Origin of the sequence: Chryseobacterium salivictor (genome assembly GCF_004359195.1) — a bacterium.
Lineage (GTDB): Bacteria > Bacteroidota > Bacteroidia > Flavobacteriales > Weeksellaceae > Kaistella > Kaistella salivictor.
The window spans coordinates 1,191,942-1,214,581 of the sequence record NZ_CP037954.1; the positions used below are offsets into that span (position 1 = coordinate 1,191,942).

Annotated in this window: 19 protein-coding genes; 2 read left to right on the plus strand and 17 right to left on the minus strand. The window is 38.6% G+C overall.

Annotated features, from left to right (window positions below):
* Window positions 1-4: 4 nt before the first annotated feature.
* From NBC122_RS05535 to NBC122_RS05580, 10 genes are all read right to left on the minus strand, one after another.
* Complete coding sequence (locus NBC122_RS05535; RefSeq protein ID WP_133439420.1) at window positions 5-997, minus strand: aspartate-semialdehyde dehydrogenase; 993 nt, start codon at window positions 995-997, stop codon at window positions 5-7.
* A 25-nt stretch (window positions 998-1,022) separates the two neighbouring features.
* Window positions 1,023-1,469 carry a hypothetical protein gene (locus tag NBC122_RS05540; RefSeq protein WP_133439421.1) on the minus strand — a complete coding sequence of 149 codons (447 nt, stop codon included), beginning with the start codon at window positions 1,467-1,469 and terminating at the stop codon, window positions 1,023-1,025.
* Window positions 1,470-1,609: 140 nt separating this feature from the next.
* Window positions 1,610-4,921: a TonB-dependent receptor gene (locus NBC122_RS05545; RefSeq protein WP_133439422.1), complete on the minus strand. Its 3,312-nt coding sequence runs from the start codon at window positions 4,919-4,921 to the stop codon at window positions 1,610-1,612.
* A 197-nt stretch (window positions 4,922-5,118) separates the two neighbouring features.
* Window positions 5,119-5,979 carry a carboxylating nicotinate-nucleotide diphosphorylase gene (nadC, locus tag NBC122_RS05550; protein WP_133439423.1) on the minus strand — a complete coding sequence of 287 codons (861 nt, stop codon included), beginning with the start codon at window positions 5,977-5,979 and terminating at the stop codon, window positions 5,119-5,121.
* A 58-nt stretch (window positions 5,980-6,037) separates the two neighbouring features.
* Window positions 6,038-6,880: a sulfurtransferase gene (locus tag NBC122_RS05555; protein ID WP_133439424.1), complete on the minus strand. Its 843-nt coding sequence runs from the start codon at window positions 6,878-6,880 to the stop codon at window positions 6,038-6,040.
* 71 nt (window positions 6,881-6,951) lie between these two features.
* Window positions 6,952-8,523, minus strand: coding sequence for an L-aspartate oxidase (gene nadB, locus NBC122_RS05560; protein ID WP_133439425.1), 1,572 nt, complete (start codon window positions 8,521-8,523; stop codon window positions 6,952-6,954).
* 41 nt (window positions 8,524-8,564) lie between these two features.
* The gene (locus NBC122_RS05565; protein ID WP_133439426.1) at window positions 8,565-9,194 is read right to left on the minus strand and encodes an NAD(P)H-dependent oxidoreductase; all 630 of its coding nucleotides are present in this window, start codon (window positions 9,192-9,194) and stop codon (window positions 8,565-8,567) included.
* A 245-nt stretch (window positions 9,195-9,439) separates the two neighbouring features.
* Entirely contained in the window at window positions 9,440-9,922 is a 483-nt protein-coding gene (gene rnhA / locus NBC122_RS05570) for a ribonuclease HI (protein WP_133439427.1), read from the minus strand.
* Window positions 9,923-9,924: 2 nt separating this feature from the next.
* On the minus strand, window positions 9,925-11,520 hold the full coding sequence (dnaB, locus tag NBC122_RS05575) for a replicative DNA helicase (RefSeq protein WP_133439428.1): 1,596 nt from the start codon (window positions 11,518-11,520) through the stop codon (window positions 9,925-9,927).
* 249 nt (window positions 11,521-11,769) lie between these two features.
* On the minus strand, window positions 11,770-13,008 hold the full coding sequence (locus NBC122_RS05580; RefSeq protein WP_133439429.1) for an MFS transporter: 1,239 nt from the start codon (window positions 13,006-13,008) through the stop codon (window positions 11,770-11,772).
* A gap of 319 nt (window positions 13,009-13,327) precedes the next feature.
* Between NBC122_RS05580 and NBC122_RS05585 the strand changes: the two genes are divergently transcribed.
* On the plus strand, window positions 13,328-13,666 hold the full coding sequence (locus NBC122_RS05585; RefSeq protein WP_133439430.1) for a DMT family transporter: 339 nt from the start codon (window positions 13,328-13,330) through the stop codon (window positions 13,664-13,666).
* A gap of 72 nt (window positions 13,667-13,738) precedes the next feature.
* Here NBC122_RS05585 and NBC122_RS05590 read toward each other — a convergent pair whose 3' ends face one another.
* The 7 genes from NBC122_RS05590 to NBC122_RS05620 form a co-directional block, all read right to left on the minus strand.
* Window positions 13,739-14,716: a T9SS type A sorting domain-containing protein gene (locus NBC122_RS05590; RefSeq protein WP_133439431.1), complete on the minus strand. Its 978-nt coding sequence runs from the start codon at window positions 14,714-14,716 to the stop codon at window positions 13,739-13,741.
* Window positions 14,717-14,902: 186 nt separating this feature from the next.
* Window positions 14,903-15,277, minus strand: coding sequence for a hypothetical protein (locus NBC122_RS05595; protein WP_133439432.1), 375 nt, complete (start codon window positions 15,275-15,277; stop codon window positions 14,903-14,905).
* An 18-nt stretch (window positions 15,278-15,295) separates the two neighbouring features.
* Window positions 15,296-16,795 carry a GH3 auxin-responsive promoter family protein gene (locus tag NBC122_RS05600; protein WP_133439433.1) on the minus strand — a complete coding sequence of 500 codons (1,500 nt, stop codon included), beginning with the start codon at window positions 16,793-16,795 and terminating at the stop codon, window positions 15,296-15,298.
* A 69-nt stretch (window positions 16,796-16,864) separates the two neighbouring features.
* Window positions 16,865-17,479: a hypothetical protein gene (locus tag NBC122_RS05605; protein WP_133439434.1), complete on the minus strand. Its 615-nt coding sequence runs from the start codon at window positions 17,477-17,479 to the stop codon at window positions 16,865-16,867.
* Complete coding sequence (locus NBC122_RS05610; RefSeq protein ID WP_133439435.1) at window positions 17,476-17,844, minus strand: hypothetical protein; 369 nt, start codon at window positions 17,842-17,844, stop codon at window positions 17,476-17,478. The genes NBC122_RS05605 and NBC122_RS05610 overlap by 4 nt, the downstream gene beginning before the upstream one ends.
* 67 nt (window positions 17,845-17,911) lie before the next feature.
* Window positions 17,912-18,193 carry a hypothetical protein gene (locus NBC122_RS05615; protein ID WP_133439436.1) on the minus strand — a complete coding sequence of 94 codons (282 nt, stop codon included), beginning with the start codon at window positions 18,191-18,193 and terminating at the stop codon, window positions 17,912-17,914.
* Between the two features lie 329 nt (window positions 18,194-18,522).
* Complete coding sequence (locus NBC122_RS05620; protein WP_133439437.1) at window positions 18,523-18,951, minus strand: hypothetical protein; 429 nt, start codon at window positions 18,949-18,951, stop codon at window positions 18,523-18,525.
* A gap of 273 nt (window positions 18,952-19,224) precedes the next feature.
* Here NBC122_RS05620 and mfd point away from each other — a divergent pair, with 273 nt between their 5' ends.
* Window positions 19,225-22,638 (plus strand): transcription-repair coupling factor, encoded by a 3,414-nt coding sequence (gene mfd / locus NBC122_RS05625; RefSeq protein ID WP_133439438.1) that lies wholly within the window; start codon window positions 19,225-19,227, stop codon window positions 22,636-22,638.
* The last annotated feature ends 2 nt before the right edge of the window (window positions 22,639-22,640 follow it).

Sequence of the window (22,640 nt, forward strand, 5' to 3'; positions counted from 1 at the left end):
TTATTTAGACTAATTTGTTGTGGTAGAGATATTCTGCAATCTGTACCGCATTGGTTGCGGCACCTTTCCGAAGGTTATCTGCGACAATCCAAAGGTTTAATGTTTTGGGCTGCGACAGGTCTTTTCTGATTCTTCCTACGAAAACCTCATCTTTACCTTCTGAATATAAAGGCATTGGATAAATGTTGTTTTTCACATCATCTAAGACGGTCACCCCAGGAGTTTCTGCAAGAATCGCTTTCACTTCGTCCAAATCAAAATCATTTTCGAATTCGATATTGACGCTTTCAGAATGTCCACCCTGTACGGGAACTCGAACTGCTGTTGCGGTAATATTGAAAGTGTCGTCGCCCAGAATTTTCTTGGGTTCGGTCATCAGTTTGATTTCTTCTTTGGTATAATCGTCTTCTGCAAATACATCACATTGTGGCAATGCATTTTTGAAGATTTCATACGGATAGACTTTTGCAACATCTTTGTTTCCGATAACTTCCGCATTCAGCTGATCTACGGCATTCTTTCCTGTTCCTGTTACCGACTGATACGTAGAAACGATGACCCGTTTAACATCGTATTTTTGATTCAAAGGGTGTAACACCATCACCAACTGGATGGTAGAACAGTTTGGATTTGCAATGATTTTGTCTTCTTTGGTTAAAACATGAGCATTGATTTCCGGGACGATTAATTTCTTGTCCGCAACCATTCTCCAGGCAGAAGAATTATCGATGACAATCGTTCCAACGGCTGCGAATTTCGGGGCAAATTCTAATGAAGTTGTTCCGCCTGCAGAAAACATAGCGATTTCGGGCTTTCGGTCTAAAGCGTCCTGCATGGAAACAATTTCGAATTCATTTCCTTTAAAGGTGATCTTTTTACCGATTGATTTTTCGGAGGCTACGGGAATTAATTCGGTTACCGGAAAATTTCTTTCTTCCAGAACCTTTAACATAATTTGTCCCACCATTCCGGTAGCGCCTACTACTGCTATTTTCATTAAGAATATTTGTTTTTAAATTAATTTAAGCAAAAAGGGAAGGAAACACTCTTGACCATGGGAATGCGTAGGCAAAAAATGCTACAGCAATAAGTCCCATAATAACGATTTTCATCGCAAGGGTTTCGTGTGATTTCATGTATTTATTAATGATGGTCATTAAGACAACACCGATCAGCATTGATACCGGATGTTCCACGTAAGAGAATCTTGAGGCAGCATTGCTCATTAATGTTCCTGTTTCCAACGCCCCTTTTAAGCCTGGAGAAAAGACCAGCATGAAAATTCCAACGATTAACTGAACGTGAAATAAAATCATGGTAATTAAAGTGGAGGTCCGTAATAATTTTTTGATTTTTCCGGAGTAACCAAACATGGTCATCAATAATGCAACGATGAAGATAATGCCCGAAAGCAAAATTAAATAAGCAAAACCTTTGTGTGCTTCAGTAATAATCTTAAATGTGTCCATAGTAATTTTTTGTTAATGGCAAAGATAAAAAAAATCCCGACGATTGTGGCATGGTAAAGGAAAGATAAGATAGAGGTGGATACAAAAAAACTGCCTTACAAAATAAATTGTAAGGCAGTTGCTATAATTAGAAGCTTGTTTTAGAAAGAATATTTAAATCCTAACATTGCGCTCCAAGTAGTAAATCTGTTACTTGCAGGTCTGTACGGTGCATTGACAAGGTCAGCACCCGAACGTAGCATCTGGAAGGTTGGATCTGGAGAAAGGTTTCCTGATCTGCCTAACACTGCTGCGCCGTAAGAGCTAACTGTGTTATCCTGAATTCCCCAATGAGAGTTAAGTAGGTTACCAAAGTTTAAGATATCTAAACTGATTGCTACTTTGTCTCCTTTTTGAACCATATCGGTAAATAAGTTCTGTGAAATTCGAACATCAACACGGTTTAACCATGGTAGCAAGAATTCATTACGAGGAAGAATTTGACCTCTGTATGCTTCTAATCCGTTGTCAGCGATGAATTTGTCAAATGCTGCGCGTTGCTGGTCAGCCGTAAACACAGTAGTTGTACCTGATTTGATATCAGCAAACTTTACTACTTCACCAGCTTTAGGGATGTACATTAAGTCATTCGCGATACCATCACCATTCACGTCATTAGAATAGTAGTAAGAGAATCTTCCTTGGTTAGCTCCACTGTAGTAAACTCCAATTGTAGTGTTTTTAATGTTATAACTAACATTAGCAACAATTCTGTGAGGAACAGAGAAAGCTGAAATACTCAAGTCTTGCTGGTTTGGAGAATCAACAGTTGGTGATGCCTGCCAAGCTGAACTTGCACTTGATCCTGCATTTGCAGAAATCTCTTTTGCTTCAGAGAACGTGTAGAATACTGATCCTGACAATCCTTTCCAAGTTCTCATATTCGCTCCAAAAGTTGCAGAGAAAGCAGTTCCTTTAGTATCAGAGTTGGTTAAAACAGTAGCACTGTTTGCCCCAATTTTAGTATTGTACTGGTATGATGCAGTGTTGGGATAGTAAACACGATCTTGGTTGGTCATTCTTGCAGTAGATTCTTTTCTGTTTGCTCCATATTGGAATACAGAATTTACATCTTTAGTATATAGAATGTCTGTGGTCAATGTGAATACAGAGTTTGGAATTTTGTAGTCAGCGCCAAAACTTGATCTCCATACAGAAGGCATTTTGAAGTCCTGATCAACTAAAGCAAATGAAGATGGTGCACCTTCTTTAGGGCTATTGATGAATACGTTTCCTGCTCCTGCTGGTGGATTGTTTACATAATAGTAAATATCCTGAGGTTGGAAAGTTACATTTCCGATCCATCCTGCGATCTCAGCATAAGAACCCGGTTCAACAGTGTTTTGTAAAACACCTGCATTGGTTGGCATATTGGTTAACCATACAAAAGGAACACGTCCTGTAAAGATACCTGTACCTCCACGCAATGTTAAACTTTTGTCTCCGATTACATCGTAGTTGAATCCTAAACGTGGAGAAAGAGAAACTTTAGATTTTGGCCATTCACCAGAAGCGTAGTTTCTTGGGTTTCCGTTTTTATCTAATAAATTTAATGCATCAATCGATGGATTGGCTGTAAGATCATTTAAATAATTAGGAAGCTCTGCTCTTAAACCAACTGTAAAGTTGAATTTGTCGCTTAATGTAATTCTATCCTGTAAATAGGCAGAAGCCAATCCGAAATTAACTCTTGAATAAGTATCTTGGTTAGCATATGGATAAGTTAAACCAAACATAATTGGTGCAACCTCAGCCGAAGTACCTGTTTTTAAGAAGTCTTCTACAGAAGCATAACGGTAATAACCTGTTCCCATTCTTGTGTATGAGTTACCGAATTTTTGAACTTCATAAGCAATACCAGCAGTAAAGTTATTTTTACCTACGGTATAAGTTAAGTTATTGGTAAAAGAGAAGTTGTCATTCACAACATCGTTTAAGTAAGAAAATAATTCTGTACCGAAACTGATGTAATTCCCTCCATTAGCAGAACCATCCCAGATATCAACAAAAGGGAAAAGCTTTTCTGAAGGAGAAGTTCTTTTATCCTGAATTTTTGAGTAGGTAAATAATAATTTATTGGAAAGACTAGAGTTGAAAGTTGAATTTAATTCAGCAGTAATAGAGCTTACCGTGTTTTCAAAACCATAATTTCCACTTTCAAAAGTCATTGCTTTATCACTTACACGTCCCCAAGAAGATCTTGGTGCTGGACCTGAAGAAGCGTTCGCTAGTTGCTGTGATGTTCCTTTCAACATATTATAACGAACTGCAAACTTGTGCTTATCGCTGATGTTCCAGTCTAAACGAAGTAAAAATTTATCACCTTGTTGTTCTGCTTCATCAGCATACCCTTGGTAACGGCCAGGATTATATCCCCATCTGTTGATCAAGTGGTTTTGAACTGCAATTAGATCAGATTCTTTAACTCTTGAAATATTATTTGCAGGATCTGCAACTCCATCTTGTGAAGCGGTCCAAAGATTCGCACCTGAGGCATTTGCACCGGTAGCGGTTTCTCTTTCACCACTCAAAAAGAAGAACAATTTATTTTGTACAATTGGTCCACCTACCGTAAATCCATTCGTCATTTTCGCACCGGAAACTTTTTGAATTTCATCACCGTTAATTTTCCAACCACTCAAATCTTTTCCGGTATAATAACCATATAGTGAACCGTGGAATTTATTGGTTCCAGATTTAGTAATGGCGTTAATACCAGCACCTGTAAAACCAGATTGGGTAACATCAAAAGGTGCAATATTTACAGAAATTTCCTGAATTGCATCTAATGAAATTGGTTGAGAATTGCCACCAGGTAATGGGCTGCTACTTAAACCGAAACCGTTATTGAAATTCGCACCGTCAATTTGAAGGTTGTTATAACGAGCATCACGACCTGCAAATGAATTTCCGTTTGCCTGCGGAGTTAATCTCGTAAAATCAGTAATACTTCTCGAAGATTGCGGAAGATCCTGAATTAGTTTTTGACCAATATTGGTTGCAGCACCAGTCTTGTTCATGTTTCTGCCCCCTGTTCCAGAAATAATTACTTCTGCGATATTTGCTGTCTTCTCACCGAATATTGGATTCAGTGCGAAAGGTTGACCTAGCTCCAAGTATACGTCTTCGTATATGATTGGCTTTTCATTACCATAAGTAACTTCTACTTTGTATGGGCCACCAACACGCATGTTGGATAAGTTAAAAACTCCTGCTGAATTTGCAGTTGCGGAATAGACCGTCCCAGAAGGCATGTGGGTCGCTTTAATTGTTGCACCAGTGATTTTCTTACCGTCGCTCATTGTGACAACACCAGACATGTTACTTGTTGTAACCTGGGCATTTACGGATCCATACCCTGCAAATGCTAAAGCAGCAACGAGAACAGTTTTCTTTAGTGGATTAAAATTCATATCAGTTAATTTTATTAGACTTACTATAAAAGATTTTTGCAAAAATATCTAAATTAAATGGTACTTTCGTTAACAAATTGTTAAATTTTAAAATTTTGTTAAATTTCCTTCTATTCATAAGGGAATCAAAGTATTGGGGATTTTGTTCTCTAATAAAAGGGTTGTTGATTTATCTTTTTTTGTTTAAATGCACTTTCTCATTTCACAGCCTTCAAACTCAGGTCGATGTTCTCTGCAGAATGGGTCAGTGCACCTGCGGAAATAAAATCTACACCCGTTTGTGCAATGTCTTTCAGCATTTCCCGGGTAATGCCACCGGAAGCCTCAGTTTCACATTTCCTGCCGATTAATTTTACGGCTTCTGCCATCATTGCAACCTCCATATTGTCGAGCATAATTCTGTCGACGCCGGCTTTCAAAGCTTCTTCTACCTCTTCTAAATTTCGGGTTTCAACCTCTATCTTTAATGGTTTTTTAATCTTTTCAGTATATGCCTTTGCCATTTTTACAGCGTTGGTGATGCTTCCGTTATAATCGATATGGTTGTCTTTGAGCATGATCATGTCATACAAACCAAACCTGTGATTAGTGCCGCCACCGATGGCCACCGCCCATTTTTCGCAAAGTCTGAAATTGGGCGTTGTTTTTCTCGTGTCCAAAAGTTTCGTTTTTGTTCCCAATAACCGCGAATCCCACTCATGGGTAATGGTTGCGATACCACTCATTCGCTGCATGCAGTTCAAAACAAACCGTTCGGTAGTCAGGATAGATCTGGCGCTTCCCGTTATGTAAAAAGCAATATCGCCCGCTTTTGCAGGGTCACCATCTTTCATCAACCGTTCTACTTTTAAGTTTTTATCAAACTGTTTGAAAATCATTTCTGCCAGTTCAACTCCGGCTAAAATACAGTCCTGTTTCACCAGGAGTTGGGCTTTCTGCTGTAGATCTTTAGGAATGGTAGCCAAAGTAGAATGGTCGCCATCTTGAATATCTTCTTCCAATGCGTTTTTAATAAAGGTCTTTAAAGCGTCTTTCGTGATGTAGATCGGTTTTTTCATATTTTTATATTTGAAGGAATCTTCATTTTTTTTAGGTTCGGTGAAAGTTTAAATTTAGTTATTTGTTTTTAGCCACAGGTTTACCATTGCCTAACCACTCACTCCACGATCCTACGTACGGTTTGGGGATTTCAAATCCTGCATAATCCAGGGCCAGTAAAGTGTGACAAGCGGTAACTCCTGATCCGCAGTACACCGCTATTTTTTCAGATGGAATATCTTTTAAAGCTTCTGCATATTTTTCATGAAGAATTTCCGGACTTTTAAAAGTTCCGTATTCAGTAAGGTTTCCTTTAAATGGGATATTCATCGCGCCCGGAATATGCCCTGCGACATCATCGATGGGCTCCGTTTTGCCGTCATAACGGTCTTTTTCACGAACATCAATAATAATATATTCAGGGTTTTCAGAATAACGTTCAATAAAATCAATATCCGCCACCGGAAGTTTCCATTCTTTTAATGAAAGTTTATCAACGGGTTCGGGTTCGACGATTCTTGAATTTAGGGGCAGTCCCATTGCTTTTGCTCTTTGTATCCCGCCGTTTAAAACCTGAACTTTTTCTATTCCTACAGATCTCAGCATCCACCAAAATCTTGCTGCGGCAATAGAAGCGTTTTTATTGTCATACACAATAACGTGGGAATCCTGGGTGATCCCCAAACGCATCAAGACTTCCGCAAATTTTTCTAAACTGGGCAACGGATGTCGTCCGCCATTTTTTATGTTTTTCGGAATTTGGGCTAAATCATTATTCAAATCCACATAGAGCGCTCCGTCGAGATGTTCATGCAAATGGCTGTCATAAGCAGAACCACCACTTCCGGCGTCTACTATGACGACATTTTCCCGGTTCAAATCCGCTAACTCTTCAGCGTTGATAATTGGTGACAGTTTCATGGGTTTTCCCTTTTTTTTGAGTTCTTTCTCCATTCTTCCATGCTCGGAAGTCTTATTTTATAAATCGTTATTTACACCAAATCTTTATTATAAAAAGCGCCTTTGTTCTCTTTCATCATCAATGAATGCTTGATAATCAAATAAGAGATATTGGTCAGATTTCTCAGTTCCGAAAGTTTTGGCGACAGAATCGAGTAGTTGTACAGTTCATTCACAGCTTCGAAGATTTCCTGTTGTTTTCTCTTTGCCAGAGCCAAGCGGTCATTTGATCGGACGATACTTACCAAATCGCTCATCATTTCCTGCAATTGTCTGCGAAGGTAGGAAATCATCACCATCTCGTCCATCATTTTCATACCCTCTTCGTCCCATTGCGGAATTGCTTTCAAATCTTCAAAGTTGAAATCATTGATTTTTAGGAGTTCGACTGTTTTCAAAGCCGCGTTGTGACCGAAGACCAGCCCTTCCAGTAAAGAGTTTGAAGCCAGTCGGTTAGCGCCATGTAAGCCAGAATTGGTACATTCTCCTACGGCAAATAGATTTTTAATGGAACTTTGGCCGTCCATGTCGATATCGATTCCGCCCATTAAATAGTGACATGCCGGAACGATCGGAATGAGTTGGGTGAAAGGATCGATTCCTTCATCCAAACATTTCTGATAAATATTGGGAAAATGTTCGATGAATCTTTCCTGATTCATTTCGCGGCAATCAAGCCCTACATAATCATCGCCCGAAATTTTTAATTCATTATCAATGGCTCTGGCAACTATGTCCCGCGATGCTAATTCTTCGCGTTCGTCATACTTGTGCATGAATTTTGCACCATCTTTCGTTCTCAATTTTGCACCATCGCCCCGCACTGCTTCTGAAATCAAAAACAGCATTCCGTCTCTTTTGGAAAATAAAGCGGTGGGGTGAAACTGGTAATACTGCATATTCGAAATTTTCCCGCGCGCTCTGTGGACAAAGGCTATTCCGTCGCCGGTTGCGATAATCGGATTGGTGGTGTTTTTGTAAACATGACCTGCTCCGCCGGTTGCGACCAAAGTGATTTTCGCCGTAATTTTCTTTATTTCTTTATTTTTTTCATCAAGAACGTAAGCGCCGTAGCAGTCGATTTTTTCAAGGTCGAAAATTTTATTGGGAACGTGATGTTGCGTAATCAAATCGATGACATAATGATGCGCCATAATTTCGATATTCGGTGATTTGTTCACCGTTGCCAATAAAGCGCGTTCTATTTCAGCGCCGGTAATATCTTTGTGATGAACAATGCGGTTTTCGGTATGTCCGCCTTCTCTGCCGAGCATGAGGTGACCGTCTTTTTGGTCAAAATTAGTTCCCCAGTCCACAAGTTCTTTAAATCTTTCGGGACCTTCGCGAACGACCATTTTTACCACTTCAAGATTATTTTCACCATCGCCGGCTCTCATGGTGTCATCGATATGTTTCTGAAAATTATCTTTGTCGAAATCGGTTACTACGGCCAATCCGCCCTGCGCATATTTGGTGTTGCTTTCGTCTTCATCGGCTTTGGTGACGATGATTATTTTTGCCTCGGGCATTCTTTCGGATATTTTTATCGCATAAGAAAGTCCGGAGATTCCTGATCCGATGACGAGTACGTCTGCTTTTATCATGGAGTTATTTTGGTGTAATGAATGAAAATTTAGACCTTATTTTAAATAAACTTAAACAGTTTATCATTCGGTTTTCTTACTTTTTTTAAATTCTGAAATTGGTCTTCTTCCGATCGGTACCCAAGCGCTAAAGTCACTGCGACTTTTTCTTTTTCGGTATCAATCCCTAAAACAATATCGATTTTTTCCTGACTGAAGCCTTCCATCGGGCAGGTGTCTACATTTTCTAAAGCCGCCGCAAACATCAGATTTCCCAAAACAATATAGCTCTGTTTATCTGCCCAAATCATCACTTCTTCTGAATCTAAATGCTGAATATGTTTGCTGATACTTTCTTTAAATGGATTTAAACTTTCCAGAGGAACTTCTCTGGTTTCTGAAATATGATTAAAATAATTGCCGATATATTCATTGCCAATATTGTTTTTCGAAACAATAACAATCAAATGCGAACACGTTGAGATTTGCGATGGATTGTAAAAGGCAGGAATGAGTTTCTGCTTCATTTCCGGACTTTGCACAATAAGGAGCCGATAAGGCTGCAGTCCCAATGAACTAGCCGAAAGTCTTGCCGCTTCAAGGATATGGAAGAGCACATCGGACGAAACTGTTTTTTCAGGATCAAATTTTTTAACCGAATATCTTTTGTTGAGTGCTTCAAGGTAATTCATCTAACAAAGATAAATAAATGAGCCGGAAGTTGGGTGGGTGAATTTCTTTAAGTGAATTTCTAAAGGTGAATTTTAAAAGTGAATGGTGAATTTCTTCGGGTCAATTTTAAAAGTGAATTTAATAAATATTAAGTTTAGAAAATTCACCATTTCACAGCAACGATACTTGACCATTAAATTGACCATTCACTGCGAAGCTAACTAACCATTCACTGCGGAGTAAATTCACGCAAAGTAATTTACCGTCAGAAAAGCCCGCCGTTCTGTTGTTTCTCGAAAAATTCATCAATTTGAAGAGGTTCCGTTTGGGCGGCTTTTACGGCAAGTTGATCGCAGATTTCATTTTCGAGATGGCCTGCATGACCTTTAACCCAATGAAAAGTGGTTTGATGTGCTTTAATTAAAGGAACCATTCTTTTCCACAAATCAGGATTTTTTACATTTTTAAAACCTTTTTTAATCCAACCGAAAATCCATTTCTGATTAATCGCGTCAGAAACATATTTGCTGTCGGTGTAAATGTGAATGTCATTTTCGGTAGATTTCAGTTTTTCCAAAGCGGTTATCACCGCCAACAATTCCATGCGGTTGTTGGTTGTGAGGCGAAACCCCTGCGAATATCTTTTTTCGTAATTTTTTTCGGGAACCTTCATCACGATTCCGTAACCCCCTTTTCCGGGGTTACCACTACAGGCGCCGTCGGTATAAATTTCAATTCTAAGACCCATTCCTAAAATTGAAAATCGTCATCATCATCCGCATCATTCATCGACGAACCGGAAAGGTTTTGGTTGCTTGGTAAATCGAAAGCAGCACCGGGATCGATGGTAGTTTTAATTTTTTCAAAACCTCCCGGAGTATCCTGTTGTCCAAAATTCGAAGACTGGTAACCGTAGCCACCGCCTCCACCAAATAAATCAAGGTCGGCAAATTTGGCAATATTTTTATGGAAAGACATTCTCACATCTGCGGTAGCACCATTACGGTGTTTTGCGATAATCAGTTCTGCCTGGTTTTCTGTGGAGGACTCACCGCCGTCTTCATCATTGTCCCAAGTGGTGATTTTATAATATTCCGGACGGAAAATAAACGAAACAATATCGGCATCCTGCTCAATCGCTCCAGATTCCCGAAGGTCAGAAAGCATCGGTCTTTTTCCAGGTCGTGTTTCCACACTTCTTGAAAGCTGAGAAAGTGCAATAACAGGAACATTCAGCTCTTTTGCAATTGCTTTCAGGGAACGGGAGATCATTGCAATTTCCTGTTCACGATTTCCTGCTCCCCCTTTTCCGGAATTTGCGGTCATCAACTGAAGATAATCGACCATGATGATTTTTACTCCATGCTGCATGACCAATCTCCGGCATTTTGCCCGAAAATCGAATACAGAAAGGGAAGGTGTTTCGTCAATATATAAAGGAGCGTTTTCTAAAGCGGAAACATTGGAGAATAAACGTTGCCATTCTTCATCGTTCATTTGTCCTTTTCGTAATTTCTCAGAAGAAATTCCCGTTTCTGAAGCGATCATTCTGGTAATCAACTGAACGGAAGCCATCTCCAGCGAGAATAAAGCCATCGGAATATTATGTTCTACCGCAATATTTCTTGCCATAGAAAGCAGGAAAGCGGTTTTGCCCATTGCCGGACGGGCCGCAATAATAATTAAATCGGAATTTTGCCAACCACCGGTTTCTTTATCAATATCTTTAAATCCGGACGGGATTCCGGAGATTCCCTCTTTGTCTTTTAAGGCTTTAATGGTTTCAATGGCCTGGCTAACCAAAGTATTCGCAGTGTCGAAACCTTTTTTAATAGTTCCGTTTGTAATTTCAAAAAAGGATTGTTCGGCTTTATCCAAAAGCTCGAAAACATCGGTAGATTCTTTATAAGAACTGTCGATCACATTGGCGGAAACATTAATCAGACTCCGCAGAATGAATTTCTCTAATATCACCCGGACATGGTACTCAATATGCGCACTGGAAGAGACTCCCATCGTTAAATCAATGATGTAATGATCTCCTCCTGCAAGTGCTAATTTATCGGTTTTCTTTAATTCCTGAATTACCGTCATTAAATCGACGGGATGATTACCTTCGAAGAGACGGACGATTACGCGGAAGATTTCCTGGTGTCTTGGGTCGTAAAAAACATCCGCGGTCAATAAATCAATGGAATAATCCAGTCCTTTTTTATCAATTAAAAAAGTGCCGATAACGAGTTTCTCGAATTCTATTGCATTGGGAGGCATTTTGCCGTCGGAAATAGAAAGTTCCTTAGCGAAATTACCATGAATTAGTGAAGATAAAGTTTCCTTTTGTGCCATATGACAAAGATAGTTTTTTTAAGTTTTTATTCCGAATATTTAATCAACAATGTCCTGGGTTTTAAGGTCAATAAGTTGTTTGTTAGTGAATTGCAGTGTTGATAAGTCGGAAATTAAACAGTTTTTATTTTGGCGAGGATTGAAACGGAAATTCTTTTTTTTGGCGCTGCCAAAGGTGCAGCAAAAAAGATTGGAGGGAAGAGCCGGACCGAATTGGTTAGAAGTTCTACACTGTTTAGTCTTAAAAAATTAATAGTTCATTTTGCGGAGTTTTGGAACGGTGGTTCCGACTAAAAGTGCGATTAAAACGGTCATGGTTCCCCCAAAAACGACGGATCGAACAACGCCTAAAAGTTTGGCTGCAACGCCACTTTCGAATTGACCCATTTCGTTGCTCGACATGATGAAAATGGAATTCACGCTTAAAACCCGGCCGCGAATATGATCGGGCGTTTTCAGTTGTACAATCGTACCGCGGATGACCACCGAAATTCCATCGAGCATTCCACTGGCCACCAATAAGAAAAAGGAGAGCCAGTATAATTTAGAGAAACCGAAACCGATGATGCACAGGCCAAAACCTGCCACGGCAACGAGTAAGATTTTACCTTGATTTTTGGTTAACGGTACAAACGCCAGAGTCATGATAATACACATGGAGCCGATATCTGAAGCAGCATTCAGCAAGCCGAAACCTTCGGATCCTACATCTAAAATATCGGTAGCGAAAACCGGAATCATGCCGACGGCACCGCCAAAAAGGACGGCGAACATATCAAGGCAAAGTGCGCCCAAGATTTCTTTTGTTTTGTAAATGTAGGCGATTCCTTCGCGCATACTTTCTACCACGCCCATTGTTCGGTCGCTGTTTTCTGAAGGGTGTTTTTTCAGAGACCAAAAGAAAATGGAGGAGAAAATCATTAATCCGACAATCACGAGGATTGTTCCGGAAATATCAATCCAGTGAATAAGAAAGCCACCCAAAGCATGGCCAGAAACAGAAGCGGTAAGAAAGGTCGCCTGGTTGAGTGTGATAGCGTTCGGAAGTTGATCTTTTGAAACTATCTTTGGAATCATTGAAGGAATTATAGGGCCGATAAATGCGCGGCAAAATCCGGTACAAAAAATGACGGCATAAATAAAATAAGAAATCTGGATATTGCTGAAGTGCAGTAAACTGTGACCAAAAAAGGCGGGAACCGCCAATAAGCCGATGAGCAAAACATAAGCGTAATTGCAGATCAGCAAGAGTCTTTTCTTCTCAGAATTATCGATAACGTGGCCGGCGTATAAGGCAGTTGATACCGCAGGAATAACTTCTGACAAGCCAATCAACCCAATGGCGAAAGGATCTTTGGTTAATTTGTAAATCCACCAGCCCATCAGTGTTGCCAACATTCTGAAAGATAAGATCAGAAAAAAACGGCCGGTCATCAAGTTCCGAAATTCTGCTATTTTTAAGGTCTGAATAGGTTGCAATGAAATCATTTTGCAAAAGTAAATTTTAGGAACGAAAAATCATTTATTAATTTGCCACGAATGCACGAATTTTTTTCTATAAGTTAGTTGTTGCTTTCCAATAATTGAAATGAAGTAATGTTAAAAAAATGGAGATTCGTGAATTCGTGGCTTCCCATTTTGCATTAAGTTTTTGCCACGAATACACGAATTTTTCTTCAACAGCTTGTTCCTTTTAAATGGACCTTTTCCTATGATTGAAATGAAGTAATGTTAAAAAAAATGGAGATTCGTGAATTCGTGGCTTTTAGAAACACTTAAGTTTTCCAAAAAAAATTATCTTTGAAAAATGAATTGGATTTTACTCATTATCGGCGGCTTATTTGAAACCGGCTTTGCCACTTGTCTCGGAAAAGCGCAAGAAACAACCGGAAGAGAAAGTTATTTTTGGTGGGCAGGTTTTGCAATTTCTCTTTTTCTGAGTATGTTTCTTTTATACAAGGCAATTTCTGTTGGCGCCAGTCCCATTCCTGTTGGGACAGCGTACGCAGTCTGGACGGGAATTGGTGCGGTAGGTGCTGTTTTTATGGGAATATTTATATTCGATGAGCCTGCGACTTTCTGGCGAATATTTTTTGTTTTCACTTTGATTGCTTCGGTGATTGGGCTGAAAGTGGTTTCTAATTAGGACAACATAGAAGAAGCCGTCTCAACACTTATTGAAACGGCTTCTTTTTTTATTTGTATTTTTTCTAATATGCTATTTCTTAACGATTTTTGAAGTTTCGATTAATTCGCTTCCAGAATATACTTTAACAACATAAGCAGCTTTTGGAAGTCTTTCTATATTGATCGATGTTTCAGAAGAACTGATTACCAGTTTTCCGGTCATATCAAAGATTTCAGTTTTGGAAATAGAATTCTTTTTGTTGGCCTTTAAGTTAATTACATTAACTGCTGGGTTTGGGTAGATGGAGACGTTTCTAAGATTAGAATATACATTTGTAGTACCCAACTGGTTTTCTCCTGTAATCGTGAATGCAAGCCCTTCAAAAGTTTCACCTAGCAAACTTGAAATAGTTGTCCAGGAGGTTGCTCCTTCTTCAAATAAATCAGCCTCATCGATTAGCACAGGTTCTGAGTAATTATCATTTCCTAAAGCCCAGTAGAATGTTTCATCCTCATCGTAACCGTAATCGTAACCAAGATCAACTTTAGGCGCAAAAGCCACCCAATATTTTTTATTGGCTTTCAATGTTAGGTTTTGTCCCAATGCCTTAGTAACATCAACTTCAAAGGTGAAATCCACATCATCCGCGGAAAGGGTCGCAGCGCTATTGGTTTCGTCGATATTTATGACAGCAACCGCCGTGCTTAGATCACTTGGTTTTCCAGCGGGAAAACCGTTGTTGTCATTGAAGATATACATTTTTAATCCCAGATAAACTTCTGGTAAATCACCATAGAACTGACTTCCATAAAAAACAAATTTCTCAATTTTGGTGTCTTCAGAAAGTTGAAAGTCATCTGCCGCAAAAACTTGATAATCGTCTTGATCTACCATTGATATGATTCCATTTGAGAAATCAGGTGCTTGATCAAATTTTATTTCATTTGCTTTTAAATGGGATACAAATGGTTTATGGGTCTCATTTTTGCTTGGTTTTTTAAAGCTTTTAATCTGCGCATTTGAGAATGTCATCGCTAACATCGTTCCTAAAAAATAGATTTTTTTCATTAAATATAATTTGAATTAATATTTTCAAATGTAATAAAAATTTATTAAAATATTAAATATTTTGTTAATTCGGTACTTATAAATAGGTGTTGGTGTGAGTATTTATCCGAATTTGATTGTTTGCAGAATGTTTTTTGAATTTCAGATGCTGTTGTTTTTGTCAGGATGAAAATTATTTAGAGTTAATTATTGTCCTCCGATGGCGAGCCCGAACCCCTCACCTAAAGCTCGCATTGTGTCTGCAATGATATAAGTTATGACCAAAAGACCAACGGTTCCACCGATTAAAATAACGGTTGCGCCAGTCTTATTTTGATTAATTTCTTTGATGTCCTTTTTGGAGATGGCAATCCGCTGATCGTTTCTGGTTCCGATAATGCTGTCTTTTTCCACTGAGGTGACGTCAACAAAAAATTTACGGTCACTTTTGTCATAAACAGTATATCTCGTTCCAGCCTTGATGTTGTCGAAATTCCCCTGATCTGTGTAAACACTGTATTTCGTCGAAACACACGAAGTGCTGATCAGAAGAATTAAAAAGCAAAAGAAATATTTCATCATTTAAGGTTTTTTCAAATACTAGCTCCTGTGTGTTTCAAGGAAATCGCCAATTTTGCGGTCATTAGCTAATCGTGGTATTTTATTCTGACCACCAAGCTTTCCTTCAGACCTGGCATAATCCTGAAAAGCATTTTTCTTTAATGTTGTAATTACAAGAGGTTGCAGGATTTTACCGGAAATTAAATCATTATAATATGTGTTTCTTTTCCGCATTTCATCATCCAGATTTTTTCTGAAGTTTTCCAGGTTTTCGGGCTCTTTTTCAAATTCGATAAACCATTCGTGATAGGGTAAACCTTCCGTGGGATTTACTTGTGGAGCTAAATGAAACTCTGTAATCTGTGCCGGAAATTTTTCTACCGTTGCTTTTAAAGCTTCTTCTACTTCAAAAGCAATCACGTGTTCGCCAAAAGCAGATGTGAAATGTTTTGTTCTCCCCGATACCAAAATCCGGTAAGGATCCTTAGAAATAAACCGTACAACATCACCGATGGAATACGCCCAAAGTCCGGAATTTGTCGTTAAAATCAAAGCGTAATCTTTATGAAGTTCGATCTCTTTTAAAGTCAGTCTTTTCGCCTCTGGTTTCCCGTATTCTTCCAGCGGGACAAATTCATAGAAAATTCCGTGGTTGGTGAGCAGCAGTAGGCCTTCTTTTTCAAAATTATCCTGAAACGCAAAAAATCCTTCACTTGCGGGGAAAGTCTGCAAAGTATCCACAGGTTTTCCCAGAAGTTCATTCATTTTTTCGCGGTACGGTTCATAATTGACGCCGCCGGTAATAATGAGCTGAAGATTGGGGAAAAGTTCTGTAATTTTTTTTCCGTTCCGTTCGATCAGTTTTTCAAAATACATAATCAGCCAAGGCGGAATTCCCGAAATCAAAGTCATGTTTTCCTTTTCAGTTTCTTTTACGATTTCGTCAACTTTGGTTTCCCAGTCTTCGATGAGGTTTGTTTTTAAACTCGGCAGGCGGTTTTTCTGTAAATAAGACGGAATGTGATGTGCAACAATTCCGGAAAGTCTGCCGGTTTTAATTCCGTTGATTTCTTCCAATTCAGGACTTCCCTGCAAAAAAATCATTTTTCCGGTAACGAAATCAGCATTGTTTTTTTGTGCGATATAATGAAAAATCGCGCTTTGTGCTGCCGCGATTTGGTAAGGCATTCCTTCTTTTGAAATGGGAATATATTTGGATCCCGATGTCGTGCCAGAAGTTTTAGCGAAATATTCCGGCGTATCGGTCCAGAGAATCTGTCGCTGGCCTTTTTTTACTTTTTCGATATAAGGTTTTAAGTCTTCATAATCAGCAATTTGTACGTGCGACTGGAAGTCTTGAATGCTTTTTATATTTTCAAACTGATGGGTTCTTCCAAACAGGGTTTTCTCAGCAGTTTTTACCAGAGAAAGTAAAAGTTCTTCCTGGTTTTTAACTGAATTTGCTTTAAAGGATTGGGTTCCTTTAACGTGATTTTTTGCCCAGATTAAAGCAATGTTTTTCTTAATGAAATTGATCATAACGCAAATTTAAAGCATTTTAGAAATAAACCTTTAGTATAAAGAAAAATTACGCACCGAACTTCTGTTTTAAAAATTATAGCGGTATCCCAATCCTAAACTCAGGAAGGTAGAGCGGTTATAAAACTTCTTGGTTTCTGGATTTTCATTGTAAACATTCCCGAAATAAACATTGACTTTCGCTGCGACAAAGACCTGTTGATAACCCTCGCGATCCAATGCATATAAAGCTTTTCCGCCAAGATTAAAGCCAGTTGCATTCTCTTTTAATTTTTGATTTTCGGCGTCAACTAATAAATTAGTTTGGCGGTAATAGCTGAATCCCGCCATTTCTTCAATTGAAAAATCCTCGGAAATAATTTCGCGGTGCGTCAGGTACAAATCGATATTGGTGATGGTTGGTGAGCCGATATTTCCGTAACGGTTTTGTTCGCCGTATTTCACATTAGAAAACAGCAAATTGTAATCTAATCCAATTCCGAAATTAATGGGAGTCATCAAGTTCCCCCCAAAACCGAAACCGTAAAAAGGCATGAGTAATTTTGCCAAATGATTATTGCCAATGGGTTTCATTACAATCATTTTGGTTTCGATATTAGAAACAACATCCAGTTTGTTTGTTTTTTGCTGGCCGAAAATTAAAGTTGAAATTCCGAAAAAAAGCAGAAATGTAATTCTCATCATTTCAGGTTTATGTCATTAAAAATAATATACGTAGTCCCAGATGGGATAAGGATTTCCAAAGAATCGGAAGAAATCGTACAGCCTGGTTTTGAGGAAGAAAATGATTTTATTTTTTCATTTAAAACCAAGGAAAACGAATCCGAAAGCAGCGGACCTGAAACATTAAATTGGCCTGAGCCGGTCGGCATGGTTTCGCCGATGTTTTTTTCATCGCTTTTAATAATTATTTTTATTTTATTGAAGTCGGATTGAGATCCGGTGATTTTTCCTTCCACATAAGCTCGGGAATTGTTTCTGTTTTCCGAGGTACAACCCACAAAAAGGCAGAGTGAAAAAAGAAGGATCATTGCAAAAAAACGCTGCATAAATTTTTTATTAAAGATATAAAAAAGCCCCGAAATAAATTCCGGGGCTCAACGTATTCAAACTGTATTATTTTGTTTTGTATCTTTTATCAGGCGTTCCGTCTTTTTTCAGATGGGCATTGGCTTTGTATCTTCTGTCAGGCGTTCCGTCTTTTTTCATTTTTACTGCAGAGGTCTTTGCGGCCGGTTTTTCTGCTGTTGCAGATTTTGCGACTGCTTCTTTTTTTGCAGTTTCCATTTTCTCTGATTTAGCAGGAGCCATTTTTGCAGTTGATTTTGGCGTCACCTGTTGAGCATTTGCAAGTCCAAGGGCTACCACCAAAGACAATGCGGCTAATAGTTTTTTCATTTGTATATGTTTTAAATGCTTGATATAATGTTTTTTAACGATATAAAATTAAATAATTTACCGTACCGAAAATTTCTTCCGAATAACTTTAACCAAACTTTAACACATCTTTATCAGCGCTGAAATTTTTTAGTCTCATCGTGAACCACACAAAGATTTTATTTGCAAATTTGTTGTTTTACTTACTTTTTTAGGACAAAAAGAAGTTACAGCGAAACGTAGAAGAAATATATTTTTAGTACTAATTACGGATATGCATTATCTAAACCTTTCAAAAAAAAACTGTTTCAATCAAATGAAACAGTCGGTGTGAAAATAAGTGATATAATTTATCTCGTGCAGTTTGCAGTCCAGGTTTTCCCGTTAGCGGTATATAAAATTTTCAACTCATTATTATCAATTCTAATGTAAGAGGTGGTTGTTCCTCCTACCATCACCAAAACATGGTCACCTTCTTTTTTGAATTCAACACCATTCAGATCAGGAATCCCATCAGAAAACCGGAAATTGTATTTTGTACCACTTGCAATTTTGGTTACGAAAACACTTCCGCCGTCTTTGGATATGGTTGAATTTGCATCGTTGTAAGAAATGCTGCCTTTGTAAGTTCCGGCGAAAAAGTCGTTGTCTGCCGGGTCGTCATCACTTCTGCAGGAAGTAAACGCAAATAAAGAGAATGCAACAACGAATAATCCGAGAAATCTAAATGCTCTTTCAACAGTTGTCTTTCTTTCGTTTTTTAAATTTTTCGATTTCATAATTTTTTATTTAAAGTTAAGTTCAACACCAGCCAAACTTTATGCCGGGCTTTTTTCAGCACCCAAGTTTTAGGAAAACATTAAGAGTTTTTAGAAGTATTTAAAACCTTTATGCGGAATACGACCGATCATAAAGGGTAATTTTACCTCTGGAATTAATAAACAAATAATCCTTAAATTTGTACTTTCAAACGATTTCGGAACAATCCCGAAATCGCTTTTCCCGTTTTAGACCTTCTCATTTTAAAGACGGGTTTTACCGTCAGAACATTTATGCAGTTAAAAAATATCACCGATACATTTCTCCCACAGCTTCTTCATTTAGGATTTGGAAAAGAGCTGTTTATGCAGCTCGAGCAGAATAAACATCTTACGGTAAAGTCATTTGCCGGTTCTTCGCCAGCGGTTTTTGCCGCAGAATTATTTCTGATTAAAAAGAAATCGCTTTTGTTTCTGACCGATGACAAAGAAGATGCGTTGTACATCACTTCAGAATTAGAGGATTTGCTGGGCAAAGAAAATGTGCTTTATTTCCCGCCGACTCATTTGGAGCCTTATCAGATTGAGAAAACTCAAAATGCGAATTTGGTTTTAAGAACCGAAGTTTTGAGTAGAATTCATAACGATAAAAAGCCAAAAGTCATGATCGCGCCATTTGGGTCTTTAGCTGAAAAAGTGATGAAGAAGGTTGATTTCAAAGCGATTTCTCACACGATCAAAACGGGCGATCAGCTGGATTTTAATTTTACTGAGGAATTACTGCATCAGTTTAATTTCAATCATACCGATTTTGTTTCCGAACCTGGCGAGTTTTCTGTGAGAGGAGGAATTGTCGACGTTTTTTCCTATTCCAATGAAGAGCCCTACCGGATTACTTTTTTCGGAAATGAAGTGGAAAGCATTAAGACTTTTGATATCGAAACACAGCTGTCCAAAGAGAAAGTAAGAGAATTTCAGTTGGTTTCGAATATGAATTTTTCAGCGCAGGGAACGAAGGTTTCTTTGTTTGATTTGGCACCGAAAGATTTAGTTGTAATCACCAAAAATGCTTTTGCAGGTTTTAATATAATTAAAAATTTCTATACAAAAGCAGAAGAAAAGTTTGGAACATTAGGAACTGAAATCAGACATCTGACGCCAGAACAGCTTTTTGTTTCCGGAGAAGATTTCGCTAAAGATATCAATCAATTTGAATGGATCGATTTTACTTTACAGGAAGTGAAGGGAAGTGACGCGGCAATTGTACAGCTGAATCAAACGCCACAACCGGGTTTTCATAAAAAGTTTGAATTGTTACTTGAGGATTTAGAGGAAAAGCAAAATGATGGTTTTGAAACCTGGATTTCATTTTCCACGGAAAAACAGAAAGAACGGCTGGAATCTATTTTTGAAGATTTATCAGCACAGAAAACAGGTTCAGAAAATAATGAAACTTCCCTGGACGGAAAATCAAAAACATTATTTAAATCTTTTAAATCAGAACTTCACGAGGGTTTTGTTGATTTGGACCATAAAATTTCAGTTTACACTGATCACCAGATTTTTGACCGTTACCAGAGATTTAAAGCCAAAAATGCATTTGCAAAATCTGAACAGATTACGCTGAAAGATTTAATGCAGATGAAAGTGGGCGATTATGTCACCCATATCGATCATGGAATCGGGAAATTCATGGGTTTGGTGAAAGTGAATAATAATGGAAAAGTTCAGGAATGTTTTAAACTGACTTATAAAAATGGAGATTTGCTTTATGTGAGCATTCACTCCTTAAATAAGATTTCAAAATATAATGGTCCGGACGGACGGGAAATCGTGTTGTCAAAACTCGGTTCGCCAGCCTGGAAAGCTTTAAAACAAAAAACAAAAGCGAAAGTAAAACAGATCGCTTTCGACCTGATCCGTTTATATGCACAGCGGAAGACGGCCAAAGGTTTTGCCTTCACGCCGGATTCTTATCTGCAGAACGAACTCGAAGCCAGTTTTATTTATGAAGATACGCCCGATCAGGAAAAAGCAACGGTCGATGTGAAAACGGACATGGAAAATGATACCGTGATGGACCGTTTGATTTGTGGTGACGTAGGTTTCGGGAAAACAGAAATTGCGATCAGAGCTGCATTTAAAGCGGCGACTGATGGAAAACAAGTGGCGATTTTGGTGCCGACCACGATTTTGGCTTTTCAGCATTACCGGAGTTTTACCGAAAGACTGAAAGATTTCCCCGTGACCATTTCTTATATGAACCGTTTCCGCACGGCAAAACAAAAAGCGGAAACGCTGGAAGGATTGAAATCCGGGAAGATCGATATTGTGATCGGAACCCATCAATTGGTTGGAAGTTCAGTAAAATTTAAAGATCTCGGTCTTTTAATTATTGATGAAGAACACAAGTTCGGAGTTGCGGTTAAGGACAAATTGAAAACGATAAAAAGTAATGTGGATACTTTAACACTGACGGCGACGCCAATCCCGAGGACTTTACAGTTTTCATTAATGGCGGCCAGAGATTTATCAGTCATTAAAACACCACCGCCAAACCGTCAGCCTGTTGAAACGCAGATTGTTGGTTTTGATGAAGAAATAATCCGGGATGCCATTTCTTATGAACTTCAAAGAGATGGACAAGTTTATTTCATTAATAACAGAATTGAAAACCTGAAAGATATTGCGGGCTTGATTCAGCGTTTGGTTCCCGATGCGAAAGTAATTACAGGCCACGGACAAATGGACGGCAAACAACTGGAACGGAATGTTCTGGATTTTATGGAAGGCAAATATGATGTTTTGGTTTCAACGACGATTATCGAAAGTGGAGTGGATGTGCCGAATGCGAACACGATTTTCATTAATGATGCCCAACGTTTTGGGATGGCAGATATTCACCAGATGCGTGGTCGGGTCGGACGAAGTAACAGAAAAGCTTTTTGTTTTCTGATTACGCCGCCGTTTGATATGGTGACCAATGACGCGCGGAAAAGACTGGAAGCAATCGAGCAGTTTTCGGATTTGGGAAGTGGTTTCCAGATCGCAATGAAGGACTTGGAAATTCGTGGTGCCGGCGATTTGTTAGGAGGTGAACAAAGTGGTTTCATTAATGAAATGGGTTTTGATACTTATCAGAAAATCATGCAGGAAGCTTTGGAGGAATTGCAGAATGATGAGGAATTCGAAGATTTATTTGATAATGAAGAAGACCGCAAAAAACTGTTCAAATCGAGCAAAGAAGTGAATATCGATACGGATTTGGAACTGATGTTGCCGGATTCTTACGTTCAGAGTATTGAAGAACGGTTATCGCTGTATCAAAAATTAGCAGAAATAGAAAGCAAAGAAGAATTGCAGAAATTAGAAAGTGAATTAATCGACCGTTTTGGAGCTTTGCCCGCTGAAGCGATCAATCTTCTGAAATCGGTAGAACTAAAATGGATTGCCGCGGAAATTGGTTTTGATAAAATCGTGGTGAAAAACGGGGTTTTCCTCGGGTATTTTCCATCCAATCCTCAGGATAAGTTTTATCAGAGTGAAAAGTTCAGGAACATTATTTCTTATTTGTCAAAGAATCCGAAAGAAGCGACTTTGAAGGAAAAAGTCAGCAAGGAAGGAAATCAGCTCATGATGAGAAAAGAAAATGTACAGAATGTAGATGAAGTTAATGGCGTTTTGGAAAGGATATTAGGAATTAATTAATA

What these genes read in the sequence shown, in the direction of transcription:
- NBC122_RS05605 (WP_133439434.1), bottom strand. Translation starts at nt 17,479, where the DNA reads ATGATGAGAATTACATTTCTGCTTTTTTTCGGAATTTCAACTTTAATT.
- NBC122_RS05540 (WP_133439421.1), bottom strand. Translation starts at nt 1,469, where the DNA reads ATGGACACATTTAAGATTATTACTGAAGCACACAAAGGTTTTGCTTAT.
- NBC122_RS05580 (WP_133439429.1), bottom strand. Translation starts at nt 13,008, where the DNA reads ATGATTTCATTGCAACCTATTCAGACCTTAAAAATAGCAGAATTTCGG.
- NBC122_RS05615 (WP_133439436.1), bottom strand. Translation starts at nt 18,193, where the DNA reads ATGAAAAAACTATTAGCCGCATTGTCTTTGGTGGTAGCCCTTGGACTT.
- NBC122_RS05535 (WP_133439420.1), bottom strand. Translation starts at nt 997, where the DNA reads ATGAAAATAGCAGTAGTAGGCGCTACCGGAATGGTGGGACAAATTATG.
- NBC122_RS05565 (WP_133439426.1), bottom strand. Translation starts at nt 9,194, where the DNA reads ATGAATTACCTTGAAGCACTCAACAAAAGATATTCGGTTAAAAAATTT.
- NBC122_RS05610 (WP_133439435.1), bottom strand. Translation starts at nt 17,844, where the DNA reads ATGCAGCGTTTTTTTGCAATGATCCTTCTTTTTTCACTCTGCCTTTTT.
- nadB (WP_133439425.1), bottom strand. Translation starts at nt 8,523, where the DNA reads ATGATAAAAGCAGACGTACTCGTCATCGGATCAGGAATCTCCGGACTT.
- NBC122_RS05620 (WP_133439437.1), bottom strand. Translation starts at nt 18,951, where the DNA reads ATGAAATCGAAAAATTTAAAAAACGAAAGAAAGACAACTGTTGAAAGA.
- NBC122_RS05600 (WP_133439433.1), bottom strand. Translation starts at nt 16,795, where the DNA reads ATGATCAATTTCATTAAGAAAAACATTGCTTTAATCTGGGCAAAAAAT.
- rnhA (WP_133439427.1), bottom strand. Translation starts at nt 9,922, where the DNA reads ATGGGTCTTAGAATTGAAATTTATACCGACGGCGCCTGTAGTGGTAAC.
- nadC (WP_133439423.1), bottom strand. Translation starts at nt 5,979, where the DNA reads ATGAAAAAACCGATCTACATCACGAAAGACGCTTTAAAGACCTTTATT.
- NBC122_RS05555 (WP_133439424.1), bottom strand. Translation starts at nt 6,880, where the DNA reads ATGAAACTGTCACCAATTATCAACGCTGAAGAGTTAGCGGATTTGAAC.
- NBC122_RS05590 (WP_133439431.1), bottom strand. Translation starts at nt 14,716, where the DNA reads ATGAAAAAAATCTATTTTTTAGGAACGATGTTAGCGATGACATTCTCA.
- dnaB (WP_133439428.1), bottom strand. Translation starts at nt 11,520, where the DNA reads ATGGCACAAAAGGAAACTTTATCTTCACTAATTCATGGTAATTTCGCT.
- NBC122_RS05595 (WP_133439432.1), bottom strand. Translation starts at nt 15,277, where the DNA reads ATGATGAAATATTTCTTTTGCTTTTTAATTCTTCTGATCAGCACTTCG.
- NBC122_RS05545 (WP_133439422.1), bottom strand. Translation starts at nt 4,921, where the DNA reads ATGAATTTTAATCCACTAAAGAAAACTGTTCTCGTTGCTGCTTTAGCA.
- mfd (WP_133439438.1), top strand. Translation starts at nt 19,225, where the DNA reads ATGCAGTTAAAAAATATCACCGATACATTTCTCCCACAGCTTCTTCAT.
- NBC122_RS05585 (WP_133439430.1), top strand. Translation starts at nt 13,328, where the DNA reads ATGAATTGGATTTTACTCATTATCGGCGGCTTATTTGAAACCGGCTTT.